At 70.3% G+C, this 20,935-nt stretch carries 24 protein-coding genes and 1 riboswitch; of the genes, 3 read left to right on the forward strand and 21 right to left on the reverse strand.

Annotated features, from left to right (window positions below; translation table 11 throughout):
* Positions 1 to 25: 25 nt before the first annotated feature.
* Positions 26 to 134: riboswitch (glycine riboswitch) on the reverse strand.
* A gap of 124 nt (positions 135 to 258) precedes the next feature.
* A complete protein-coding gene (locus HDA40_RS01750; protein ID WP_253750626.1) occupies positions 259 to 777 on the reverse strand; it encodes a YcxB family protein in 519 nt (172 codons plus the stop codon).
* 75 nt (positions 778 to 852) lie between these two features.
* Between HDA40_RS01750 and mgrA the strand changes: the two genes are divergently transcribed.
* Positions 853 to 1,839 (forward strand): L-glyceraldehyde 3-phosphate reductase, encoded by a 987-nt coding sequence (gene mgrA, locus HDA40_RS01755; protein ID WP_308197659.1) that lies wholly within the window; start codon positions 853 to 855, stop codon positions 1,837 to 1,839.
* A 119-nt stretch (positions 1,840 to 1,958) separates the two neighbouring features.
* On the opposite strand, the gene HDA40_RS01760 is transcribed toward mgrA, so the two are convergent.
* From HDA40_RS01760 to HDA40_RS01815, 12 genes are all read right to left on the reverse strand, one after another.
* A complete protein-coding gene (locus HDA40_RS01760; RefSeq protein ID WP_308197660.1) occupies positions 1,959 to 2,627 on the reverse strand; it encodes a SanA/YdcF family protein in 669 nt (222 codons plus the stop codon).
* Positions 2,628 to 2,687: 60 nt separating this feature from the next.
* Positions 2,688 to 3,989, reverse strand: coding sequence for a mannosyltransferase family protein (locus tag HDA40_RS01765; protein ID WP_253750628.1), 1,302 nt, complete (start codon positions 3,987 to 3,989; stop codon positions 2,688 to 2,690).
* A 113-nt stretch (positions 3,990 to 4,102) separates the two neighbouring features.
* Positions 4,103 to 4,678, reverse strand: coding sequence for a MerR family transcriptional regulator (locus HDA40_RS01770; protein WP_253750629.1), 576 nt, complete (start codon positions 4,676 to 4,678; stop codon positions 4,103 to 4,105).
* Between the two features lie 200 nt (positions 4,679 to 4,878).
* Positions 4,879 to 5,346, reverse strand: a complete 468-nt coding sequence (locus HDA40_RS01775; protein ID WP_253750631.1) for a bifunctional nuclease family protein — start codon at positions 5,344 to 5,346, stop codon at positions 4,879 to 4,881.
* Positions 5,347 to 5,396: 50 nt separating this feature from the next.
* On the reverse strand, positions 5,397 to 6,113 hold the full coding sequence (ftsR, locus tag HDA40_RS01780) for a transcriptional regulator FtsR (RefSeq protein ID WP_253763535.1): 717 nt from the start codon (positions 6,111 to 6,113) through the stop codon (positions 5,397 to 5,399).
* A 77-nt stretch (positions 6,114 to 6,190) separates the two neighbouring features.
* Positions 6,191 to 6,631, reverse strand: coding sequence for an oxoglutarate dehydrogenase inhibitor Odhl (odhI, locus tag HDA40_RS01785; protein WP_253750632.1), 441 nt, complete (start codon positions 6,629 to 6,631; stop codon positions 6,191 to 6,193).
* 166 nt (positions 6,632 to 6,797) lie between these two features.
* Positions 6,798 to 7,175, reverse strand: coding sequence for a glycine cleavage system protein GcvH (gene gcvH / locus HDA40_RS01790; RefSeq protein ID WP_253750634.1), 378 nt, complete (start codon positions 7,173 to 7,175; stop codon positions 6,798 to 6,800).
* 44 nt (positions 7,176 to 7,219) lie between these two features.
* Positions 7,220 to 8,275 (reverse strand): DUF881 domain-containing protein, encoded by a 1,056-nt coding sequence (locus HDA40_RS01795; protein WP_253750637.1) that lies wholly within the window; start codon positions 8,273 to 8,275, stop codon positions 7,220 to 7,222.
* A gap of 8 nt (positions 8,276 to 8,283) precedes the next feature.
* Positions 8,284 to 8,616 carry a small basic family protein gene (locus HDA40_RS01800; RefSeq protein ID WP_253750640.1) on the reverse strand — a complete coding sequence of 111 codons (333 nt, stop codon included), beginning with the start codon at positions 8,614 to 8,616 and terminating at the stop codon, positions 8,284 to 8,286.
* Positions 8,613 to 9,509 carry a DUF881 domain-containing protein gene (locus tag HDA40_RS01805; protein ID WP_253750644.1) on the reverse strand — a complete coding sequence of 299 codons (897 nt, stop codon included), beginning with the start codon at positions 9,507 to 9,509 and terminating at the stop codon, positions 8,613 to 8,615. The genes HDA40_RS01800 and HDA40_RS01805 overlap by 4 nt, the downstream gene beginning before the upstream one ends.
* Positions 9,506 to 10,108, reverse strand: a complete 603-nt coding sequence (gene clsA / locus HDA40_RS01810; protein ID WP_253750647.1) for a cardiolipin synthase ClsA — start codon at positions 10,106 to 10,108, stop codon at positions 9,506 to 9,508. Before clsA ends, HDA40_RS01805 begins: the two co-directional genes overlap by 4 nt.
* Before the next feature lie 164 nt (positions 10,109 to 10,272).
* Positions 10,273 to 12,024, reverse strand: coding sequence for a DUF2264 domain-containing protein (locus HDA40_RS01815; RefSeq protein ID WP_253750650.1), 1,752 nt, complete (start codon positions 12,022 to 12,024; stop codon positions 10,273 to 10,275).
* A gap of 120 nt (positions 12,025 to 12,144) precedes the next feature.
* Between HDA40_RS01815 and HDA40_RS01820 the strand changes: the two genes are divergently transcribed.
* Positions 12,145 to 13,191, forward strand: coding sequence for a LacI family DNA-binding transcriptional regulator (locus HDA40_RS01820; RefSeq protein WP_253750653.1), 1,047 nt, complete (start codon positions 12,145 to 12,147; stop codon positions 13,189 to 13,191).
* Positions 13,192 to 13,274: 83 nt separating this feature from the next.
* Here HDA40_RS01820 and HDA40_RS01825 read toward each other — a convergent pair whose 3' ends face one another.
* From HDA40_RS01825 to HDA40_RS01840, 4 genes are all read right to left on the reverse strand, one after another.
* On the reverse strand, positions 13,275 to 14,459 hold the full coding sequence (locus HDA40_RS01825) for an alpha-L-fucosidase (protein ID WP_253750656.1): 1,185 nt from the start codon (positions 14,457 to 14,459) through the stop codon (positions 13,275 to 13,277).
* A gap of 62 nt (positions 14,460 to 14,521) precedes the next feature.
* A complete protein-coding gene (locus HDA40_RS01830; RefSeq protein WP_253750659.1) occupies positions 14,522 to 16,189 on the reverse strand; it encodes a type 2 periplasmic-binding domain-containing protein in 1,668 nt (555 codons plus the stop codon).
* Positions 16,190 to 16,236: 47 nt separating this feature from the next.
* Complete coding sequence (locus tag HDA40_RS01835; protein ID WP_253750662.1) at positions 16,237 to 17,142, reverse strand: carbohydrate ABC transporter permease; 906 nt, start codon at positions 17,140 to 17,142, stop codon at positions 16,237 to 16,239.
* Positions 17,139 to 18,059 (reverse strand): ABC transporter permease, encoded by a 921-nt coding sequence (locus tag HDA40_RS01840; RefSeq protein ID WP_253750664.1) that lies wholly within the window; start codon positions 18,057 to 18,059, stop codon positions 17,139 to 17,141. The genes HDA40_RS01835 and HDA40_RS01840 overlap by 4 nt, the downstream gene beginning before the upstream one ends.
* A 241-nt stretch (positions 18,060 to 18,300) precedes the next feature.
* Between HDA40_RS01840 and HDA40_RS01845 the strand changes: the two genes are divergently transcribed.
* Complete coding sequence (locus HDA40_RS01845) at positions 18,301 to 19,302, forward strand: hydroxyacid dehydrogenase (RefSeq protein WP_253750667.1); 1,002 nt, start codon at positions 18,301 to 18,303, stop codon at positions 19,300 to 19,302.
* Here HDA40_RS01845 and HDA40_RS01850 read toward each other — a convergent pair.
* The 4 genes from HDA40_RS01850 to HDA40_RS01865 are packed head-to-tail and all read right to left on the reverse strand — an operon-like array spanning position 19,241 to position 20,904.
* The gene (locus HDA40_RS01850) at positions 19,241 to 19,654 is read right to left on the reverse strand and encodes a ribosomal maturation YjgA family protein (protein WP_253750670.1); all 414 of its coding nucleotides are present in this window, start codon (positions 19,652 to 19,654) and stop codon (positions 19,241 to 19,243) included. The two genes, HDA40_RS01845 and HDA40_RS01850, sit on opposite strands and share 62 nt — an antisense overlap.
* On the reverse strand, positions 19,651 to 20,154 hold the full coding sequence (locus HDA40_RS01855; RefSeq protein ID WP_253750673.1) for a GNAT family N-acetyltransferase: 504 nt from the start codon (positions 20,152 to 20,154) through the stop codon (positions 19,651 to 19,653). Before HDA40_RS01855 ends, HDA40_RS01850 begins: the two co-directional genes overlap by 4 nt.
* Positions 20,155 to 20,177: 23 nt before the next feature.
* Positions 20,178 to 20,339, reverse strand: a complete 162-nt coding sequence (gene rpmG, locus HDA40_RS01860; RefSeq protein WP_253750676.1) for a 50S ribosomal protein L33 — start codon at positions 20,337 to 20,339, stop codon at positions 20,178 to 20,180.
* A gap of 34 nt (positions 20,340 to 20,373) precedes the next feature.
* A complete protein-coding gene (locus HDA40_RS01865) occupies positions 20,374 to 20,904 on the reverse strand; it encodes a YcxB family protein (RefSeq protein WP_253750678.1) in 531 nt (176 codons plus the stop codon).
* Positions 20,905 to 20,935 lie beyond the last annotated feature (31 nt).

Genomic DNA, 20,935 nt, shown 5'->3' on the forward strand with positions numbered 1-20,935 from the left:
TGTCGCACCATGCGCTCCAGCGTCGCCGACCCGTGCGGTCCGGGTGCCTGAGAGGTTCCGGGGAGGAATTGCCCCTTCGGCGCCGTTCTGCCCGGTCTGTGGCCGGGGTACGCGGACTCTCCCGCGCGGGCGTACCAGCTACCCGCCACGGTACCAGTGCCCCCATGACGGTGCTGTTACGCATGTCTCCGGCGTGCCGGTGCGATCAGGCCGAAGTACCCGCCGAGCAACGGGTCGCCGCGAGCCGGCGCCGGCCGGTCAGGCCGCCGGGACGACCGGGACGAGCAGCCCGCGACCGGCCAGGAACGCCCCCAGCTCGGCGTCCTGCTCGGGGGCGAGGGCGCTCCGCCGGATCCACGCGGCCACCCCGTCGGAGGTCCGCAGCCCGTAGAACCCCGGGAGCATGACGATCGCGGCCACCACCGGCCACCGGTACGCCGTTTCGCCGAGCGCGGTCGTGACCCGGATCTCCTCGTCGGTGAGCGCGAACGACCGGAACTGCTCGGCCGTGCGCCGGCTCGCCAGCCGCCGGATGACCCGCTCCAGCCGGATGACCCCGGGCACCCGGGCCAGCAGGGTGACGACGGGCAGGATGACCAGCCACGCCCAGTCGAGGCCGCCCAGCTCGGCGAGGGCGCCCAGGCCGCCGGCCACGATCCCGATGAGCGCTCCGCCGATGATGTTGGCCACCAGCCGGATGCGCACGGGGCGCACCTCCCACCGGACGAGCCGGAGATCCTCGGCGGCGTCCGGCTGCACCATGAACTCGATCCGCACCGGCGCACCCTAAGCCCGCCGGCGTTGTCCCGCTGTCCCGGACGCCTGCCGAAGCCGAGGTCTAGGGTGAAGATCGTGACCTACACCGCCGCTTCCGATCGTTACGACAAGATGACCTACCGCCGGTCCGGGCGCAGTGGCCTGCGGCTGCCCGCGATCTCCCTCGGCCTCTGGCACAACTTCGGGGCCCAGCGGTCCTACGAGGTCGAGCGTGACATCGTCCTGCGCGCCTTCGACCTGGGCGTGACCCACTTCGACCTGGCGAACAACTACGGCCCCCCGCCCGGCACCGCCGAGGAGACCTTCGGGCGGCTGCTGGCCACCGATCTGGCGGCGTACCGGGACGAGCTGGTGATCTCGACGAAGGCGGGCTACCTCATGTGGCCCGGCCCGTACGGCGAATGGGGTTCCCGCAAGTACCTGACGGCCTCCCTGGACCAGTCGCTGCGCCGGATGGGGCTCGACTACGTCGACGTCTTCTACAGCCACCGGTTCGACCCGGACACGCCGCTGGAGGAGACGATGACGGCGCTGGACGCGGCGGTCCGCGCCGGCAAGGCCCTCTACGTCGGCATCTCCTCGTACAAGTCGGAACAGACCGCTCAGGCGGCCGCCATCCTGCGCGAGCTGGGCACACCGCTGCTCATCCACCAGCCGTCGTACTCGATGATCAACCGCTGGATCGAGGACGACGGGCTGCTCGACACCCTGGAGGAGGTGGGCGCGGGCTGCATCGCGTTCTCGCCGCTCGCTCAGGGGCTGCTCACCGACCGCTACCTCAACGGCGTACCGGCCGACTCCCGGGTGGCCACCAGCGTCTTCCTGAACGAGAGCGACCTCACCCCGGAGCGCCTCGCTCAGGTCAGCGCGCTGAACGAGATCGCCCGTGGGCGCGGGCAGTCGCTGGCTCAGTTGGCCCTCGCCTGGGCGCTGCGCGACCCCCGGATGACCAGCCTGATCATCGGCGCGTCCAGCGTCGCCCAGCTGGAGGCGAACGTCGCCGCGCTGGACAACCTGGAGTTCACCGACGCCGAACTGGCCGAGATCGACAAACTCCTCTAATCCCGGCGCCCGCTGGGCGCCGGGTCGCTCTGCGCTGGGCGCTGGGCGCTGGATCAGGGTTCTCGGTCGAATCTTGACCCAAGATTCGACCCGGATCCCTGATCCGGCGCAGCCGATGCTCAGCGCGGTGCGGCGAGCGCCTTCTCCACTCCGGTCTCGTGGGGGCCGAGGAAGACCGGGTCGCGACGGGTGACCACGTCCACCATCGCCTTCAGGTAGGCACCCTGCTCCCGGACGGTCGCCCGGTCCCATTGGAGACGCCACTGCCGGGCGCTGTCGTCGCCGACGCCCACCGCGTCCATCCCCGCCTGACGGCACAGGGTCACCGCCCGCTCGATGTGGAAGCTCTGGGTCACGACGATCGCGGCGGTGACGCCGAAGACGCGTACGGCCCGCTGGCACGAGTCGTAGGTGTCGAAGCCCGCGTAGTCAGGGACCACCTTCGTCCCCGGGACGCCGTTGGCCAGCAGCCACTGCTGCATGTGGCCCGGCTCGTCGTACCGCCATTCGCCGTGATCGCCGGAGACCAGGATCGCCTGGACCTTGCCGGCGTCGTAGAGCCGTTTGGCCTCCGCCAGCCGCGCCGTCAGGAAGCCCGACGGACTGCCGTTCGGGTCGACCTGCGCACCCAGCACCAGGGCCACCGGCCGCGCCGGGACGTCGCTCTCCGCGTACACGTGGCCGCGGGCGCCGCCCCGGATCCACAGCTGACTCGCCGCCACCGTCACGATCCCGGCCAGGCCCGCGATGAGCAGGCCGCGCCGGACCGTCCGCCAAGGGATCTTCACACCCTCCAGGATGTCGTACGCGCGCCAGATGGTTGCCGGCCGGCTGTGGTCGACCGGCACTCAGGCGACGAAGTTGTTCTGCAGGAACACGATGATCATCGCGCCTTGCAGGCCGACCGCGCCCATCGTGAAGAACTTGTCGAAGGTGGCGTTGCGCCCCATCTTCGCCAGGACGAAGAACGCCGCCGTGCACTCCAGGCTGTAGCGCCACAGTGAACTGAGCGGGTAATGCGAGTGGATCGGACTGATCAGCGGCAGCGCCAGGGTCAGCGCGGCGAAGACGACCAGGTAGCGGTCGGCCGGATCGAGTTTCCACGGCCCCACCAGGGCCAGCGTCAGCAACGCGATCATCAGCAGCGCGGTCGCGAGGTTGGCGACGTTGCGGAAGTTGTCCGGCGAGAACATCGGCGTCCAGTCGTGGATCATCTTCGCGACCTGGCCGATGGTCGTCCACGGCGCCTGGTAGCCGTCGTGGAACCAGGCCTTCTGCGACTGCATGAAGTGGGTCGCGCTGCCGAAGCTCTGCTGCAGATAGAACATGTACGCCGCCAGCCCGGACGGCACGAGCGCGATCGACAGGGCGTCCCAGCGGATGCGACGCGGCGACCAGCCGTGCTGGCGCAGGTACTCGTAGAGGAAGGCCGCGCCGAGGAGGATGCCGGCCATGCGAGTCGCCCCGGCCAGCCCGGCCAGCGCACCGGCGATCCACCAGTGCCCTCGGCGCATGCAGTAGAGCGAGCCCACCGCCAGGGCGATGAACATCGACTCGTTGTACGCGGCCACGAGGTAGAACCCGGTCGGGAAGGCGAGCAGATAGAAGGCCGCCCGGCGGGCGTGCCGCTCGTCCATCATCTCGGCCGCGAGGCGGTGCGTGACCACGAGCGCGGCCAGGCAGCACACCAGCGACACCGCCAGCGCCGCCCCGAACGAGCCGCCCGGCAGCACCGCGTTCGCTCCGCGTACGGTCATCGGGTACAGCGGCCAGAACGCAGTCGCCCGGGTGTCCCAGTGGTACCCCGTGTCGGCGATGATCAGGTACCAGGTGGTGTCCCACCGGTTCCACGCGTCCAGCGCGACCGAGACGCTGTCCGGCGGGTCGCCGGCCTTCGCCGCCAGCCCTTCGAACGGCACCCAGGCCGCGAAGGTGACCACGGCGTACAACGCCAGACCGGACAACCAGGTCCAGAACCCCACGATGAACGACTGCCGCCAGCGCTCGCGGCCCGACGGCCCGGTGGGCGGCGGGGCGGCGTGCTCACCGCCTACGGTCTCCCCGGGCGCGGCGTCCTCGGCGGCCTGAGCCGGGATCGCCGCGCGGACGGCGGGCGGGGCGCCTTCCAACTCCAGCGTTTCGTCGGGCATGCGGTGACGATAATGCATGCCTGAGTGTTATCGGTTCAGGGTCAGCGTTCCGTCCACGCCTGTCACAGCCCGATCAAAATGCGCCGCGGCCTGGCGGCCAGGTCAGCCGACGATCAGGAAGCCCGGCGGCGTGCCCGGCGGGCCGCCAGTTCGTCGGTCACCCCGAACGGAGCCTCGATCACCGGAGCCGGTTCGCCGGCGTCCTCCTCGGGGACCGCGCGTTCGCCCGGCAGCATCGCCAGCGAGCCCTGGATCTCCTTGAACGCGCCGCCGATCGCGATGCCGAACACGCCCTGCCCGCCCTGCAGCAGGTCGACGACCTCTTCGGCCGAGCGGCACTCGTACACCGTCGTGCCGTCGGAGATCAGGGTGATCCCCGCGAGATCCTCGACGCCGTGCGAGCGGAGCGTCTCGATGGCCTTCCGGATGTTCTGGAGCGAAACCCCGGCGTCCAGTAGTCGTTTGACGACTTTGAGGACTACGAGATCACGGAAGGAGTAGAGCCGCTGGGTTCCGGAGCCAGACGCGTCACGGATGCTCGGCGAGACCAGCCCGGTACGCGCCCAGTAGTCGATCTGCCGATAGCTGATCCCCACGGCGTGGCAGGCGGTGACCCCCCGATAGCCGACCGTCGGCTCCGGCAGGAACGCCTCCGCCAGTGTCGCCTGGTCTGCGCTGTAAGGCTCCATACGAATACCTCCACTCCGCGGCGCCGGGCAGCACGCAGCTCAGCGCCCGCTCGCGCACGGCTCGCGGTGGAGAGCGTCGGTGCCAGATCCGACAACTGTCACCCTATAGCGCAGGGCCGGGTGCGGGGTGGAGGCAACACGCGGACACGCCGCGAAAGGAGTATCCCGGCGCACCGGGCAGCGCGCCGACCGGGCAGCGGTCAGCTCGCGAAGTCCTCGGGGGTTACCTGCTCGAGGAACTCCCGGAACTTCTCGACCTCGTCCTCCTGCTCGTCGGGGATGATGATCCCCGCCTCGTCCAGGACCGACTCGGCGCAGCGGATGGGCGCGCCGACCCGCAGGGCGAGCGCGATCGCGTCGCTCGGGCGGCCCGACACCCGGATGGCGCCGTCGGAGAACAACAGGTCCGCGTAGTAGATGCTGTCCCGCAGGTCGGTGATCTCGACCGCCGACAACGGCGCGGACAGCGCCTGCAGGACGTCTCGCATGAGGTCGTGGGTCAGCGGGCGTTGCGGTTTCACGCCCTGCTGTTCGTAGGCGATGGCGGTCGCCTCCACCGCACCGATCCAGATCGGCAGGTACCGGTCGCCATCGACCTCGCGCAGCAGCACGATCGGCTGGTTGGTGGGCAACTCGACCCGCACCCCGACCACGCTCAGCTCACGCACAGTCGCCTCCCTCTCTCCGGCACAGCCCTCCCACCCACCGTACACGCATCTCACTGGCCGGGCGTGGCGCGCAGCCCCACCCGAACCAGTGCGGCGTGCAGGCGTTGCGACAGCACGGTTAGTTCCCGCACGGTCTCCGCCGCCCGCGCTTGCGCGGTCGGATCGGGGTGCCGCAGCAGCGGTGCGACCAGGGCGGCGATCAGGCCGACCTCGCGGTCCGCGGCGGCCCGCCAGGCCCGCAGATGCCTTGCGTGTACGCCGTGTTCGGCGAACGCGGCGGCCACCTCGGCGACAGCGAGCGCGTCGGCGTCGTAGCGGCCGCCGGCGTCCGGCGTCAGCAACCCGTGCTGCTCCAGATCCCGCAATTGACTCGTCGTCAGCCCGGCCCGGTCGCACAGTTCGGCCGTGGTGAGCCGGACCGAAGCGGCGTCCCGCGGCTGCGCCGGAACCGCGACTCCGATCGTCGTCGGCGGGGGCGCGTCGTCGGGCCCCAGCGCGACGAGGTTCGGCCGGGAGGCCGCCTCGACGAGCTCGTCGCCGCCTTCGGCGAGTTGCTCCCGGATGACCCGCAACGGCAGATACTGGTCCCGTTGGGCGGTCAGCACGTAGCGCAGGCGCTGGACGTCGGCCCGCGAGTACTTCCGATAGCCCGACGGTGTGCGCTGCGGCTCGACCAGCCCCTCGGTCTCCAGGAACCGGAGCTTGGAGATGGTGGTGTCCGGGAACTCGGCACGCAGCTCCGCCAGCACCTCACCGATGCTGAACAGCGGCTGCGCGTCGGCGCGGGCGCGGGCCTCCGCCGCGCCCGCCCGATCGCCGGGCGTCGCGGCCCGTTCGGACAGCGTCACGACTCCTCGGGGCGGGGCCCCGCGATGTAGACGAGCCGGAACTTGCCGATCTGGACCTCGTCACCGTTGTTGAGGGTGGCCGACTCGACCCGCTCGCGGTTGACGTAGGTGCCGTTGAGGCTGCCCACGTCGCGAACGGTGAAGGTCGAGCCCTCCCGGTGGAACTCGGCGTGCCGCCGCGAGACGGTCACGTCGTCGAGGAAGATGTCGCTGTCGGGGTGCCGCCCGCTGGTCGTCACGTCGTGGTCGAGCAGGAATCGAGCGCCCGCGTTCGGCCCACGCCGCACCACGAGCAGGGCCATCCCGGCCGGCAGTTGACCGGAGACCCGACCGGGCACGACGTCGGAGTCGGGACCCTCGAGAACCTCGTCCAACGAGCCGAGGTGCAGGGTCGACGTGACATCGAGCGGGGGGAACTCGTCGCCGGGGCGGGTCATCGGACCACCTCACGATTTCGTCTAACGGTGCTTCGTCAACAAACCTTGCTGCAACGGAGCTTGGGCGGTGATGGCGGCTACGCCCGCGGGCGGACTGCCCTCGGGCGATCGGTTGTGCGAGCGTAGCCAGCCAGGGAAGAAAGGGTCAACCGGACGCGCGGGCAGTTCAGCTCTCGGTGAGCTTGCGGTAGCCGTCCGCGTCGAGCAGCGAGGTGAGCGACGCCGGGTCGCTCGGCCGCAGCTCGACCAGCCAGCCTTCGCCGTACGGGTCCGTGTTGATCAGATCCGGCGAGTCGCCCAGTGCCTCGTTGCGGGCGACCACGACCCCGCTGACCGGAGCGTAGATCTCGGAGACGCTCTTGGTCGACTCGACCTCGCCGAAGGCGTCCCCAGCTGCCACGGTCGTGCCGGGCTCGGGCAGCTGCACGTAGACGATGTCACCGAGCGCGTCTTGCGCGAAGTCGGTGATACCCACCCGCACCGGATCGGCGCCCGCGGCCACCCACTCGTGCTCCGCGGTGTAGCGCAGATTCTCGGGAATCAACGGCTGCTCCTCTTCAACATCGTCTACCGCCTACCCGCCACCGGTCAGGAGGCGGGCTGCGCGTACTGCAGGTCCGGTTCCGCGGCTAACGCGGACACCGTTACCTTGCCCGGATCTTCGACGATCACGTTACCGCCGTCGCTGCTGACCGTCGCCACCACCCCGCCCGGAATGTTGAGCGCGGTCTTCATGGTGGCCGGATCACCGATGACGGTGATCGTGTAGGGGCCGGTCAGCTTCGTCCCACTCACATTCAGGCCGCCGTCGGCGTCCTGGAAGTAGGTCGAGACGATGATCCGGACGGCCGGGCCACCGCCGCCGCTGATCTGCATCGCCTCGGCGCCGGCGTTACGGAGTTCCTCGACCGCGTCGAGGAACCGCGACGCCCGGATCTGGCCGGAGAAGCGTACGGTGAGGCCGGTTCCCTCGGCGGGCAGCGTCCCGGCCAGGATGCCCAGCTCGTCGGCGCGTTGCTCGGCCGCGCCGCGGGCCGCCTCGGCGCTCTCGCTGCCGGCGGTCAGCTCTCGCTTCAGTTGCTCCAGGTCGGCGATCTCCTGGCGGACGCGATTCTCGTTGGAGTCCAGATCGGACAGAATCCGGACGAGGTCGTCGGTACGCGCCGAGGCCAGCGTCGAGTCCTCCGAGGTACCCCGGACCTGGACGATGAGGGCGAAGCCAAGCAGCCCGACCAGGACCGCGATGACGATCGTCGCCGCGGACACCTTCTTCTTGCCGGATTCGCCGGACCCACCCGCCGCCTCCGGCGAGCCGCCGGAATCCGTGGTGCCGGTGGAATCGTTCGAGCCGCTCGAGCCGCTCGGCGACGCCAGCGCGACCGTCGGCTCGGCTCCCTCGTCTGACTCGCCGTCGACGGTCTCGGCGGACCCGTCGGATGTGGTGTCGTCGGAGTCGCCGACTGCGTCATGGTCGGAGACATCGTCGGAGTCCACGGCGTCCGACGGGTGGTCGAGCCGGATCGTCTGCTCGGCGTCGAAGTCCGCGCCGAACGTGTCCGGGCGTACGCCGCCGGACCCGATGTCACGGTCGGCGTCGCCGGGCTGCCGATCCGGTTCGGGCTGGTTCTCGTGAGGGTTCGTCATCCCGCCTCCTACGCCCGGAACAGATGCCGCCGGATCGCCGCGACGTTGCCGAAGATCCGTACGCCCAGGACGACCACCACGCCGGTGGAGAGCTGGCCGCCGACGCCGAGCTGGTCGCCCAGCCACACGATGAGCCCGGCGACCAGGACGTTGGAGATGAACGAGACGACGAACTGCTTGTCGTCGAAGATCCCGTCCAGCTTGGCCCGCACGCCGCCGAAGACGGCGTCGAGCGCTGCGACGACGGCGATGGGCAGGTAGGGCTCGAGCGCCGCCGGGACGGTCGGGTCGAGGATCACGCCGAGGACGACCCCGGCGATCAAGGCGAGGACGGGGATCACTTGCCACCTCCCGATGGCGACACGGTCGCCGAGGGCGATCCAGAGACGACTGGCTTGGCGTACCGCAGCTGGGGATTGGCCGCGGCGGGCAGGGTGAGGTCGTCGGTGCGCTTCACCGAGAACGACATCCCCTTGCTGTCGACGAGCTTGCGGAACAGGTCGGCGGTCGCCGACTCGGAGAACTTGGTCGCCATCGAGCTCGGCCCGATGGCGGTGATCTTGTAGGGGCCGACCAGCGGCTTGAAGTCCACCAGGATCGCCTCGCCCGCCGAGCGGATGGTCGACGTCGAGGTGAGCCGCTGGCCGTTGATCGCGATCGCCTCCGCGCCGTCGGTGAACAGCTCGTTCACCACGTTGCGCAGGTCCACGAAAAGGACCCGGGCGGTCTTGTCGGCCTGGCCGGTCACCGGGTCGGCCTTCGCGGGGCCGTCGCCCAGCGTGATGGTCACGCCGTCGCCGGTCACCCGGCGCAGCCCGGTCGCGGCCTCATAGGTACGCAGCCGCTGAAGCGTGCTGTCGTTGAGCAGGGCCGCCTGAAGGCTGTTCACCTGGCCGCGCAGCAACTCCTCGCGGCCGGTCAGCGCGTCGATGCGGTCCTGCCGGGTGTGGATGTCGGCGATCAGGCCGTCGCGGGCCGTCTGCCGCTGCGGCTGCTCCTCGACGACCTTCTGGTACGCCACGGCGAGCAGGAAACCGAGCACGAGCGCGGTCACCGCCCCGAGCACCTTGTACGCCGTCCGCCTCGCCGGCGAGCGCCGGGTGGACGCCTCGTACGCCGCGCGGCTGGCGTCGACGGACTCCCGGAACAGGGAGTCCAACAGGTCCGTGCTGTAGCGGCGACGCGCCTGCGCGGCCTGCTCGCCCGTGTCGGGCGGGGGCGCCGAGGAGGTCATGCCGAACCTCCGGCGGCGGCCGGCTGCTTCGCGCGTACCACCGACCGAGCCTGCAGGATGTAGAGACCGCCGGCGACCCAGTAGAGGACGAGTCCCCACCAGGCCATCGCCCACCCGATCGCGTGGGCGACCGACGCGACCGCGCCGTCGGCGGCGGACGCGAGCAGCAGCACCGGGAACGCGAACAGGAGGATGAACGTGGCGGTCTTGCCGACGTAGTGGACCGGCAGCGGCGGTACGCCGTACCGCCGCAGGACCAGGACCACCACGCTGAGCACGGCTTCCCGGAGGAGCAGCGCGATGGTGAACGCCCACGGCACGACGCCCTCGACGGTGAACGCCACGATGGTGGCGAGGATGTAGAGGCGGTCGGCGACCGGGTCCATCAGCTCGCCGAGGCGGCTGACCTGACCGAGTCGCCGTGCCAGGTAGCCGTCGATCCAGTCGGTCGTGCCGCCGATCGCCAGCACCGCGACCGCCCAGCCCCACTCGTGCGGGCCGAGGAAGAGGTACAGGAACAGTGGGACGCCGAGCAGCCGCAGAAAGCTGATCGCGTTGGGGATGGTCAGGATCCTCGACCGGGGATCCGCCTGCGTCATCTCGCCCCCCTAGCCTGTCCGCCGCCGAGCCACTATATCCGCCCCGGAGTGGATCATCGCAGTCCCACTCCGGGGCGTCCGCGTCTGGGTGGTTTGCGACGCGTTGCGGCCGGTCAGCCCGCTTGGGCGGTCAGCCTGTCGGAGCGGTCGGCTCGGTTGCGGGATCAGGCGGACGTCGTCGAACCATGGGAACGCCCGACCTCGACGCGGCAGCGCAGCACGTGCTCGCCCGGAGCGAGCTCGGACCGCAGCGTCGGCAGGACCGTACGCGGGAAGTACAGGTGCGACCCGGGCATCGGATGGACGATCTCCCCCGTCCGCCCCGCGTCCTCCGACGTGATCGAGCTGGTGATGCCGCTCCCCGTGGCGGACGCCGTCCCGTCGCCGGTCGACGTCGCGGTTTCCACCTGCAGCCACGGTACGCAGAACCCGCCCTCGGCGATGTGCAGGGTTCGGCCGGTGACGATGCGGTGCTCCCGGACGTGAGCGTCGCCGTCGAACCAAAGTCGGCTGGAGACCGTGACGTCGGGCCACGGCTCCCAGTCGACCACCACGGCGGAGCCGTCGAGCGACGACGACCCGGAGGTGCGCGTACGCCAGTGCACGTCGTCGTCGGACAGTCCGAGCGCCGAGTCGAACGCGGAGTTCTCCAGGTCGGCTCCGCCGGTCGGCACGCTGATCCCCGCGAGCGTGGAGTACGCGAACTTCGCGTACTTGGCCGCTCCCCCACGCGCGTTCCACAGTGGGGCGTGCTGGCCGTTCAGCGCGACTACGTCGCCGTCGGCCGACCGGTTGAGCACCATCACCGGCGCCGGCTGCACCGTGACCCGTTCCTGCGACAAGGCTGCCGGAGCCGCCGTCCAGAACGGATGGTCGGCTGGGGCGGCGAGCGCGGAGAAGAACTTCGTCCCCCAGTACGGCGAGCCGCCGGCGAGGTACTGCTCGACCACACCGGTGTTCGGGTAGGCGTACCCGACGGTCAGGCCGCCGTCCTCGGCCGCGATCGGCTGCCGCCACCACCAGTCGAGGTGCCGCTGAGCCAGTCCGCGTACGCGGTCCCAGGGCAGGGCGGGCTGGTCCGCGGCGGCCAGCACCGGCCAGAACGACCCCTGCGCGAGCCGGTAGCCGAGGCTGCGCCCGAATGGCAGGCCCGCGCCGTCGTCGGCGAACCAGTGCTGGAACTGCTGCGCGAACTCGGCCGCACGCGAGCGGAACCTTGCGGCCCGCGCGGGGTCGACCGCGTCCAGCGACGCCAGCAACAGGCCATAGAAGTGGAATCCGAACGGCACGTAGTAGTCCCGGGGCGCGCTCCGGGCCGGCAGGCCGGGCCCGTCGGCGTACCAGCCGTCGGCGATCGCGAACTCCTCCAGCCGGTCCAGGTGCGCGCTCACTCGCGCTTCCTCCACTTGTACGCCGACCGCCCGCAACCCGGTGGCTGCCAGCACCGGGAAGAAGTGCCAGTTGTTGTCGACGGGGGTCGCGTTCGCGGCGACCGACAGCCAGTCCCGGAGGTGGTCCCGCTGGCGTCCGGTCAGCGGCTCCCACAGTTCGTGCGGGGCGACCGCCAGCGCGTAGCCGACCGCGGCGGACTCGACGACGCGCTGGTCGAGGTCGGGCGGTGGGCCGATGTACCAGGGATGGGCCGGGTCGACCGCGGCGGTCAGCGAATTGCGCAGCTCGTCCCACTGAACGTCCGCGCGCAGGCCGCCCGCGGCCGACGCGGCGAGGCCCCAGAGCGGGCGGGCGACCAACTCGAACCAGGTCGCACCGGGATCGTGGTTGGTGGCGTGGACGGGTTGCCGGTCCGGGCCGAGGGCGGCGGTACGCGTGGCGGGCGAGACGACGGCGAGCAGGGCCGAAAACCAGCCCTCCCGATCAGCAGAAACAGCGCCGTGGATCTGGTGTAACGAGGGCATGGCTGGCAGAATACGATCGCAGTAACCGCTTCCACAACAGTTTTCCCCAGATCTCGAAGAGCCAGATCTCGTAGCACCGATCCCGCAGCGCCAGAATCCGAAGCGAAGGTCAGGAGTCCCGTGAGCCAGCCGTCCAAGCGCCCCACCATCCGCGATGTCGCCCGCGCGGCCGGCGTCTCGGTCGCGACGGTCTCCCGCGCGCTCTCCGGCGACTACCCGGTCTCCACCGCGACCCGCGCCCGCATCCAGCGGGCCGTCCGCGACCTCGACTACGTGGTCAACGCGCACGCCCGCGCGCTGTCGGGGGCGACGTCGAAGGTGGTCGCCATCCTGATGAAGGAGACGGTGACCCCGTTCTACGCGCACATCGCGGCGGGCGTGGAGGCTGAGGCGGCCGAGCACGGACGGCTGTGCCTGGTCTGCACCACGCACGGCGACGCCGATCGCGAGCTGGAGATCATCAAGCTCATGCGGGAGCAGCACGCCGACGCCGTCATCCTCGTCGGCGGGGTCGTGGAGAACGAGGAGTACCGCGAGCGGATGAAGCGCTACGCGATCGGTCTGGCCGACGCGGGGTCGAAGCTGGTGACCTGTGCCCGCCCGCCGCTGGGTCCGGACATCCCGGCGATCGCCGTGGAATACGACAACGTCGGCGGGGCGTACGCCGCCACCTCGCACCTGCTCTCCGCCGGTCACCGACGCATCCTGATGCTCGCCGGACCGGACGGCTTCACCACCAGCGACCAGCGCGTGGTGGGCTACCGCAACGCGCTGGCGGCGTACAAGATCGCGGTCGACCCGGCCCTCATCAGCCACGGCGACATGGGCCGCGACGGCGGGTACGACCGCACGGCCGCGGTGCTCGACCGGGGCGTCGAGTTCACCGGGGTCTTCGCCGGCAACGACAACACGGCCGCCGGGGCGATCGCCGCGCTGCGGGACCGGGGCAGACGCGTACCGGAGGACGTCAGCATCATCGGGTTCGACGACGTCCCGCTGGCCGGGGACCTCAACCCGCCGCTGACCACTGTGCACCTACCGCATGAGGAGCTGGGCCGCACAGCGGTGAAGATGGCGTTGCAGGGCAACGGCTCCGGCCGCCAGCACGTCATGCTCGGTACGCACATCGTCGTCCGCGACTCGGTCACCACCGCCACCCCCCACTGACCAACCCCGCGGATCACAGTTACGCGGGCCAAAACCGCCGCGGGAAGCATGCGCATCCGTGATCTGCCGCCGAAGGCAAAGCGCTAGGAAGCGGTGAAGGCGGTGACGGCGGCGAGGGAGCCGGGTGGGGCCGCCTGGATGTCCAGGGTGGACGCCACGACGGGTGCGACGGAGTGCCACCGGCGTATCCCGACGGATGAGCCCGCGGCGATCTCGATCCCGTCCGCCACCACGGCGTACCCGTTGATGAACTGGCCGGCCCGCAGTTCCTCGCGCAGCTCGAGGTGGTCGAACCGCACTGGCTTGGGGAAGGTGGCGCGGAAGCCGCCGGGGATCGCGGACAGGGTGGCCGGGACGGGCCGCGCGAAGCGGCGCCGCAGCTCGCCGGTGACCTCCAGGAGCCGGTCGACGTCGGCCGGGTCGAGCCGGCCGCCCGGGGTGGGCGCGAGGTTGAGCAGCAGCCCGGCGCCGAGTCCCATCGATCGGTCGAAGATCTCCAGCAGCTGCTCCCGTGTCTTCAGCGCCGACGACGGCTGCCAGAACCAGTCGGCGCGGATCGGGACGTCGCACTCCGGCGGCAGGTACCGCTGTCCGTCCAAGTGCGACACGGCGGTGGTGAACATCGAGACGTCCGTCGCGGAGACGGTGTAGCGGACGGGTTCGGTGGCCAGCCCGTCCTCGTTGCCGACCCAGCGGATGGTCGGCTCGCCCAGGTTGAAGACCATCGCGTCGGGCTGATGCTCCCGCACCACCGCCATGATCCGCGTCCAGTCGTACGTGCGACCCTCCGAGCCCGCGCCGTCGAACCAGATCTCGAACAGCGGCCCGTAGCCGGTGCACAGCTCGGTGAGCTGCGCGACGTACAGGTCGTCGTAGGCTTCCGCGTCGTCGTAGCAGGCCGCGTTGCGGTCCCACGGCGACAGGTAGAGGCCCAGCCCCAGCCCCGCGTCACGGCAGGCGGCGGCCAGCTCCGCGACCACGTCACCCCGGCCGTCCCGCCAGGTCGCGCTCTTCACCGAGTACGCAGTGGTGGCGGTCGGCCAGAGGCAGAAGCCGTCGTGGTGTTTCGCGGTGAGCACGACGTACCGCGCGCCCGCCCGTTTCGCGACGTCGACCCACTGCGTCACGTCGAGGTCGTCCGGCGCGAAGGTGGCCGGATCGGCGGTGCCGTCGCCCCACTCCACCCCGTGGAACGTGTTGATCCCGAAGTGGAAGAACAGTCCGAAGCCGGCTTCCTGCCAGGCGAGCTGTCGCGGAGTCGGCCGCATCCGTCCCTCCTCACGCGAGGGGCGGCGCCGGGACAATCCCACGACGCCGCCCGTCCCCTGCCTTACTTGGACGCCGCGTACTCCTTGGCGTACTCCTCGCCGATCTTGTCACCGCCGTCAGCCTTGTACCGCTTGACCGCCGCGTCCCAGTCGTCGAGCGACGACCGGCCCATCACCACGGCGTTGAGCACATCGGTGATGGTCTTGCGGATGGCCGCCTCGCTCTTGCTGGCGGTGTCCGACACGAGCCCGTACGCGGGGTTGCGCACCAGGTTCGGGGCGGTCTTCTTCTCGAACGCGTGCATGAGTGCGATCGCGTCGGGCGACACCCCGGGGTAGAACAGCACCTGCGGCGCGTCGCAGAGGTAGGTGATGGGCAGGTTGGTCTTGTTCTCCCCGCCCTTCCACAGGTCGGTCTGCACCGGGTTGCCGGCCGCGTCTCGAGTGAAGTGGGCGCCCTCGACGCCGTAGTGGATCAGCTCGTACTCCTTGGTGCCGAACGGGGCGGCCAGGAAGTCGAGGACCCGCAGGAGCAGCTTGATCCGGTCCGGCGCCGCCTTCTTCAGCACGGTGTAGCCGAACACGCTCCGGGCGGCGAAGAGCTTGCCGCCCGCGCTGCCGCCGACATACGGCAGCGCCGGGGCGACGGTGTACGCGCCCTTGGCCGCCGGGATCATGCTGGAGTACGCACCGAAGCCGTCGGTGAGGCTGCCGGTGATCTGCCCGGCGAACTGGGTCTTCGCGTCCACCTGCGACACGGTCAGCGCGTCCGGGTAGTAGACGCCCGCCGCGTACAGGTCTCGCATGAACGCGACGGCCTGCTTGAACTCCGGCGTCGCGAAGTACGACACGAACGAGGTGCCGTCGTTCTTCCAGAGGTTCGGCGCTCCCCACGCGGGAGCGTGCACGCCGAGGCCGAAGTTGCCGCTCTTGCTCGCGCCGAGGGCGTACTTCTTGTCCTTGGTGAGCGCCTTCGCCGCGGTGAGCAGGTCCGAGCTCGTCCAGCTGCCAGAGGTGAACGCCGCCTCGTCGACCCCGGCGCCCTTCCACATCTCCCGGTTGGCGAAGAAGATGTTGCCCGGCGCCGGCCGCTCGACCGGCACACCCATGATCCGGCCCTTGACCCGGCCCATGTCCTTCCAGGCCCGGGTGGGGATGTTCGCCAGGTTCGGGTACGCCTTCACCGCGTCGCCGGACAGGAACTCCGACAGGTCGGCGCACTTGCTGGCGACGAAGTCGGCCTCGCGCGGCAGGATGTAGCCGCCGCCGATGTTCATGATGTCGGGCAGGTCGTCCCCGGCCATCAGGGTGGCCATCTTCGCCTGGTAATCGGCGTCCGGAACGACCGTCAGCTGCAGGTCGATGCCGAGCGCCTCGTTGACGGCCTGCAGGAACTTGTTGGTCTCCTTCGGGCCGGGCGGGGTGCCGTAGGTGATCACGACCGCCTTGACGACGCTGCCGTCACCGGGCTTGCCGCTGGTCGCGTTGCCGACCTCCGACGGGTACTTGGTGTAGCCGTTCTGCACGTCGTTGCCGTCGCCCGGCAGGTCCGGGGTGGGCACCTTGGCGGCCGTGTACGTGGGCCACGCCGCCTGCTCGGTGCCGGCGTTGCCGACGCCGCCGCCGCTGGTGCCGTCGCCGCAGGCGCTGATCAGCGAGGGCACCGCGACGGCCGTGGCGCCCAGGCCGATCGCCCGGAACACGGAACGGCGGGAGAGCTCCGAAGACATGGGGTAGTTCCTTTCTCGACAGTGAGAATGAGCAGGTGAAGAGGGGTTCAGCTCTTGATGGCGCCGGTGAGCACTCCGCGGACGAAGAAGCGCTGCACGAACGGGTAGACCAGGATGATCGGGATGACCGCGATGATCACGACGGCCATGCGGACCGTCTGCGGCGCGGACACGGCCGCCGCGTCGGCGGCCGACGGGTCCGCCAGCTGGGCGCCCTGGATGACGTACATCCGCAGCACCTGCTGGATCGGGAACTTCGAGTCCGACATGTAGATCGAGGCGTGGAACCAGGCGTTCCAGTAGCTCACCGCGTAGAACAGGCCGATGACGGCCAGCACGGCCTTGGACAGCGGCAGCACGACCCGCCACAACACCTGCCACTCGCCGGCGCCGTCGAGCCGGGCCGCCTCGAACAGCTCCTCCGGCAGGCCCTGGATGAAGCCCCGGACGATCACGAGGTTGAAGACGTTGATCATCACCGGCGCGACCAGGGCCGCGTAGTTGTCCAGCAGGCCCAGCTGCTTCACCACCAGGTACGCCGGGATCATGCCGGGCGGGAAGAGGAAGGTGAACAGGATGCCGAGCAGGATCTTCTTGCCGCCGACCAGTTGCGGACGGCTCAGCGCGTACGCCAGCAGGGTGGTGGCGACGAGGCTGGCCAGCGTGCCGACGAGGGTCACGCCGATGCTGACGCCGATCGCCTTGGTGACTTGACCGCCCCGGAAGATGTCCCGGTACGCGTCGAAGGTCGGGTGCTGGGGCCACAGCACCCAGCCGCCGTTGGCGACCACCTCGTCCGGGCTGGCCAGGCTGGTCGAGATGACGACCAGGAACGGGACCAGCACCAGCAGGCAGATGACCGCCAGGGCGACGCCCTTGGCCGCCTTCGTCACCGGTTTCGCCGGCTCCTGCCAGGCCGGGCGGCCCGATCGCTTCAGGGTGGCGCTGCTCATCGGTAGACCCCCTGCTCGCCGAGGCGGTGGGCGACCTTGTTGGCGGCGTACACGAGGATCGCGCCGATGACGCCCTTGAAGATGCCAGCCGCGGCGGCCAGCGGGAAGTCGCCTCCGCCGCCGAGGCTCTTGTAGTAGACGTAGGTGTCGATGATCTCGCCGGCCGCCGGTCCGACCGCGTCTCGTTGCAGCAGCAGCTGTTCGAAGCCGACCGACAGCACCTCGCCGAGGCGCAGCACCAGCAGCAGCACGACGACCGACCGGATGCTGGGCAGCGTGACGTGCCAGAAGCGCCGCCAGGGTCCGGCGCCGTCCATCGCGGACGCCTCGTAGAGGGTGTCGTCGACCTGGGCGAGCGCGGCCAGGAAGATGATCGTCCCCCAGCCCGAGTCCTTCCAGATGACCTGGGCGATCAGTAGGGGCTTGAACGCGTCCGGGTTGCCGATGATGTCCACGGTGTGCAGGCCGTGGTCGGCCAGGAACCCGTTGACCACGCCCGCGCCGCCCAGGATCTGCTGGAACAGCGCGACGACGATGACCCACGAGATGAAGTGCGGCAGGTAGACGACGTTCTGCACCAGACGCTTGATGGTGGTGCTCGTCAGGCTGTGCAGCAGCAGCGCCAGCCCCAGCGGGACCGGGAAGTAGAAGATCAGCTGGAGCAGCGAGATCTCCACCGTGTTGAGCACCGCGTGCCAGAAGTCGGCGTCGCCGAACATCTTCTGGAAGGTCTCGACGCCCACGAGGTTCGACTCGGCGAGCGTGATGCCCGGCCAGTAGTCGGTGAAGGCGATGACCATCCCGAACGCGGCGCCCAGATGGAAGATCAAGAAGTACGCGAGCCCCGGTACGAGGAACAGCCACAGTAACCGGTCACGTACCAGTTTCCGCCACAGTGGCATACGATCGCGCGGCACACGTGGTGCCTTACCTGCGCCGTTGCCATCTGCCGCCGCGGTATCCCGGGCGATCGTGCTGGCCGTCATGGCCCTCCCTCCTCGGCAAGTGACCGAGAACATAAACCGGTTACTAGCCTGACGTCAAGAGATCGCCTCAGCAGCGCACGCTTGTCCGGCATTGACCTCGTGTGACCGCGCCGATTACAGTGCCGCTCGTACAGAAAGCGGTTTCTGTCAAATGCGCAAGGAGCAGCTCACGATGACTCTCCCCCGCCCGGTCGGCGCCTTCTCGACGCGCCCCGACGTGCTCCCGGCGGCGTTCACCCCGGACCTGATCGCCCGGCTGGACGAACGGCTGGCCCTGGTGCCCGGGGCCGCCGGCCCGGCCGTGCTCGGCCCGCACGACGAGCGGCTCGCCGAGGTGACCGTCCTGATCACCTCGTGGGAAGCCTTCCGGCTGGACGCGAGCGCCCTCGACCGGATGCCCCGGCTGCGCGCCGTGATCCACGCGGCCGGCTCGGTCCGGCACCACGTGACGGAAGAGGTGTGGCAGCGCGGCATCCTCGTCTCGTCGGCCGCCGACGCCAACGCCGATCCGGTCGCCGACTTCACCGCGGCCGCCATCGCGCTCGGCCTCAAGCGGGTGATCCCGATGGCCCGCCGGTACGCCGACACCGGTCAGGTGCCCGCCTTCGGCGAACGAGTCGGGGCGGACGGGCGTACGGTCGGCGTGGTCGGGGCCTCCCGGATCGGCCGCCGCGTCATCCGCCGCCTCGTGGCCGCCGGGCACACCGTGCTCGTCTCCGACCCGTTCCTCGACAAGGCCGACGCCGTCGAGCTAGGCGCGCAGCTGACCGACCTCGACGACATGTGCCGCCGCAGCGACGTGCTGACGATCCACGCCCCGGCGCTGCCGGAGACCCGTCACCTGATCAACGCGGACCGGCTCAAGCTGTTGCGGGACGGCGCGCTGCTGGTGAACACCGCCCGAGGCGCGCTCGTCGACACCGACGCGCTGGTCGACGAATGCCGGACCGGTCGCCTGGACGCCGTCCTGGACGTCACCGACCCGGAGCCGCTGCCCGTCGGCCACCCGCTCTTCGAGCTGCCCAACGTGCTGATCACCCCGCATCTGGGCGGGGTTCAGGGCAGCGAGGTACGCCGCTTCGGCGCGTACGCGACGGCCGAGGTCGAGCGGTTCACGAGCGGGCAGCCCCTCCTGGGCGAGGTACGCCTGGCCGACCTCCCACGGCTGGCCTGACCGCCCACGCGTGCACGAGGTACGCCGCCGCGACGCCGACGGTGTACCAGAGCAGGTCGGGAGTGTTGAAGGTGCTGCCGAGGACCAGTCGGGCGATCGTGCTGCGGCTGGACAGGTCCGCCGGGATCGAGGTGAGCTGGAAGAACTCGACCGCCCAGCAGCAGGCGAGCGAGATCCCGGCGCTCATCGCCGGGCGAATCCGCGGGGCGACGACGAGCACGAGGACGTAGACGAGCACCGCGTACAGTGCGACTCCGGCGTACTTCGCGAACACCCCGGCGGTCGCCGCGCGTACACCGAGCCCGGCCAGCAGCACGACGACGGCGGCGATCAGCGCCTTCGGCCGGGTCACCGGGCCTTCCGGAACACGACCTGACGTACGCCGTCCTCGTCGAACTCGGTGAGCGGCTCCATCCCGAGCCGCCGCATGACGGCCTGCGAGCGTACGTTGTCGATCGTGGTGATCGAGAGGATCTCGGGCAGTCCGAGCTGCTCGAATCCGTAGTCCAGCAGCGCTATGGCGGCCTCGGTGGCGTACCCGTGGCCCCAGGCGGAGCGGGCGAGCCGCCAGCCGATCTCGACCCCGTCGACCGGAGCCTCCTCGTCGACCGCGTCGAGGCCGGCCATCCCGATGAACTCGCCGGTCTCCAGCACCTCCACGGCCCAGAAGCTGTAGCCGTCGCGTTCGATCCCCTCCTGGAAGTAGCGGATGGAGGCCGCGGCCTGCTCCCGGGACAGCAGAGGGCCGAGATGCGCGCGGACCTCGGGGTCTGCGTTCATCTCGGCCCACGGGTCGAGGTCGGCGTCACGCCAGCTCCGCAGCAGCAGGCGGCTGGTCTTGATCTCGATCATCCGGCCAGCCTAGCCGGACGGGTTCAGCGCTCCTCGCGGAACTCGACGTGCTGCTTCGCGATCGGGTCGTACTTGCGGACGACCAGGCGATCGGGGTCGTTGCGGCGGTTCTTCCGCGTGACGTAGGTGTATCCGGTCCCGGCGGTGGAGCGCAGCTTCACGATCGGGCGGGTGTCGACTGCCATGTCACTCTCCTAGCTCTATCGACCCCTGACAACGTCACGCCTCGGAGGTTTGTTCCGCCACCAGGCCCCGGCCGATCATGAACTCCCGCACAGTCGCCTCGTCGGTGGCGGTCAGGTGCCGCCGGGGCACCACCAGCCGGGGCTGGCGGTCGGCGTACAAGATCCAGAACTCGGAGGTCTCCCCCACCGACGTGACGGCGGCCCACCGGACCGAGAGATGCCCGACCGCGGACGTCTCTCCCGCCTCGACCTCGCTGAGTTCGAACGTCACGGGGTTGGCGAAATGCGTCGGCGTCGCACTGAGCACCCGCCCAGCCCGCCAGCGGGGGTACGCCACCACCAGCAGCGCGAGGACGACCCCCCCGATCGGTTCGAGGACGGGGATCTTGTGTCGCGCCACGACGATCACGATCGCGTACGCGCAGGCCAGCAGGGCCAGACCGAGCGCGAGCCAGAAGCAGACCCGGAACAGCCGACGGCGCACGGTCTTGAACATCCGCCGCCGTTCACCTTGATCCGGGGGCGCGGTGAACTCCACGCGCAGGCGCGTCTCCGTCGGGGTCACGGGGCTGAGCGTACTGCCCGCTAGCACGTCG

The organism is Hamadaea flava, from assembly GCF_024172085.1.
GTDB classification, from domain to species: Bacteria; Actinomycetota; Actinomycetes; order Mycobacteriales; family Micromonosporaceae; genus Hamadaea; species Hamadaea flava.

Coding starts and splice junctions, on each gene's coding strand:
- HDA40_RS01765 (WP_253750628.1), bottom strand. CDS start 3,989: ATGCCCGACGAAACGCTGGAGTTGGAAGGCGCCCCGCCCGCCGTCCGC.
- HDA40_RS01770 (WP_253750629.1), bottom strand. CDS start 4,678: ATGGAGCCTTACAGCGCAGACCAGGCGACACTGGCGGAGGCGTTCCTG.
- odhI (WP_253750632.1), bottom strand. CDS start 6,631: ATGACCCGCCCCGGCGACGAGTTCCCCCCGCTCGATGTCACGTCGACC.
- HDA40_RS01795 (WP_253750637.1), bottom strand. CDS start 8,275: ATGACGAACCCTCACGAGAACCAGCCCGAACCGGATCGGCAGCCCGGC.
- HDA40_RS01805 (WP_253750644.1), bottom strand. CDS start 9,509: ATGACCTCCTCGGCGCCCCCGCCCGACACGGGCGAGCAGGCCGCGCAG.
- clsA (WP_253750647.1), bottom strand. CDS start 10,108: ATGACGCAGGCGGATCCCCGGTCGAGGATCCTGACCATCCCCAACGCG.
- HDA40_RS01815 (WP_253750650.1), bottom strand. CDS start 12,024: ATGCCCTCGTTACACCAGATCCACGGCGCTGTTTCTGCTGATCGGGAG.
- HDA40_RS01825 (WP_253750656.1), bottom strand. CDS start 14,459: ATGCGGCCGACTCCGCGACAGCTCGCCTGGCAGGAAGCCGGCTTCGGA.
- HDA40_RS01830 (WP_253750659.1), bottom strand. CDS start 16,189: ATGTCTTCGGAGCTCTCCCGCCGTTCCGTGTTCCGGGCGATCGGCCTG.
- HDA40_RS01835 (WP_253750662.1), bottom strand. CDS start 17,142: ATGAGCAGCGCCACCCTGAAGCGATCGGGCCGCCCGGCCTGGCAGGAG.
- HDA40_RS01845 (WP_253750667.1), top strand. CDS start 18,301: ATGACTCTCCCCCGCCCGGTCGGCGCCTTCTCGACGCGCCCCGACGTG.
- HDA40_RS01855 (WP_253750673.1), bottom strand. CDS start 20,154: ATGATCGAGATCAAGACCAGCCGCCTGCTGCTGCGGAGCTGGCGTGAC.
- rpmG (WP_253750676.1), bottom strand. CDS start 20,339: ATGGCAGTCGACACCCGCCCGATCGTGAAGCTGCGCTCCACCGCCGGG.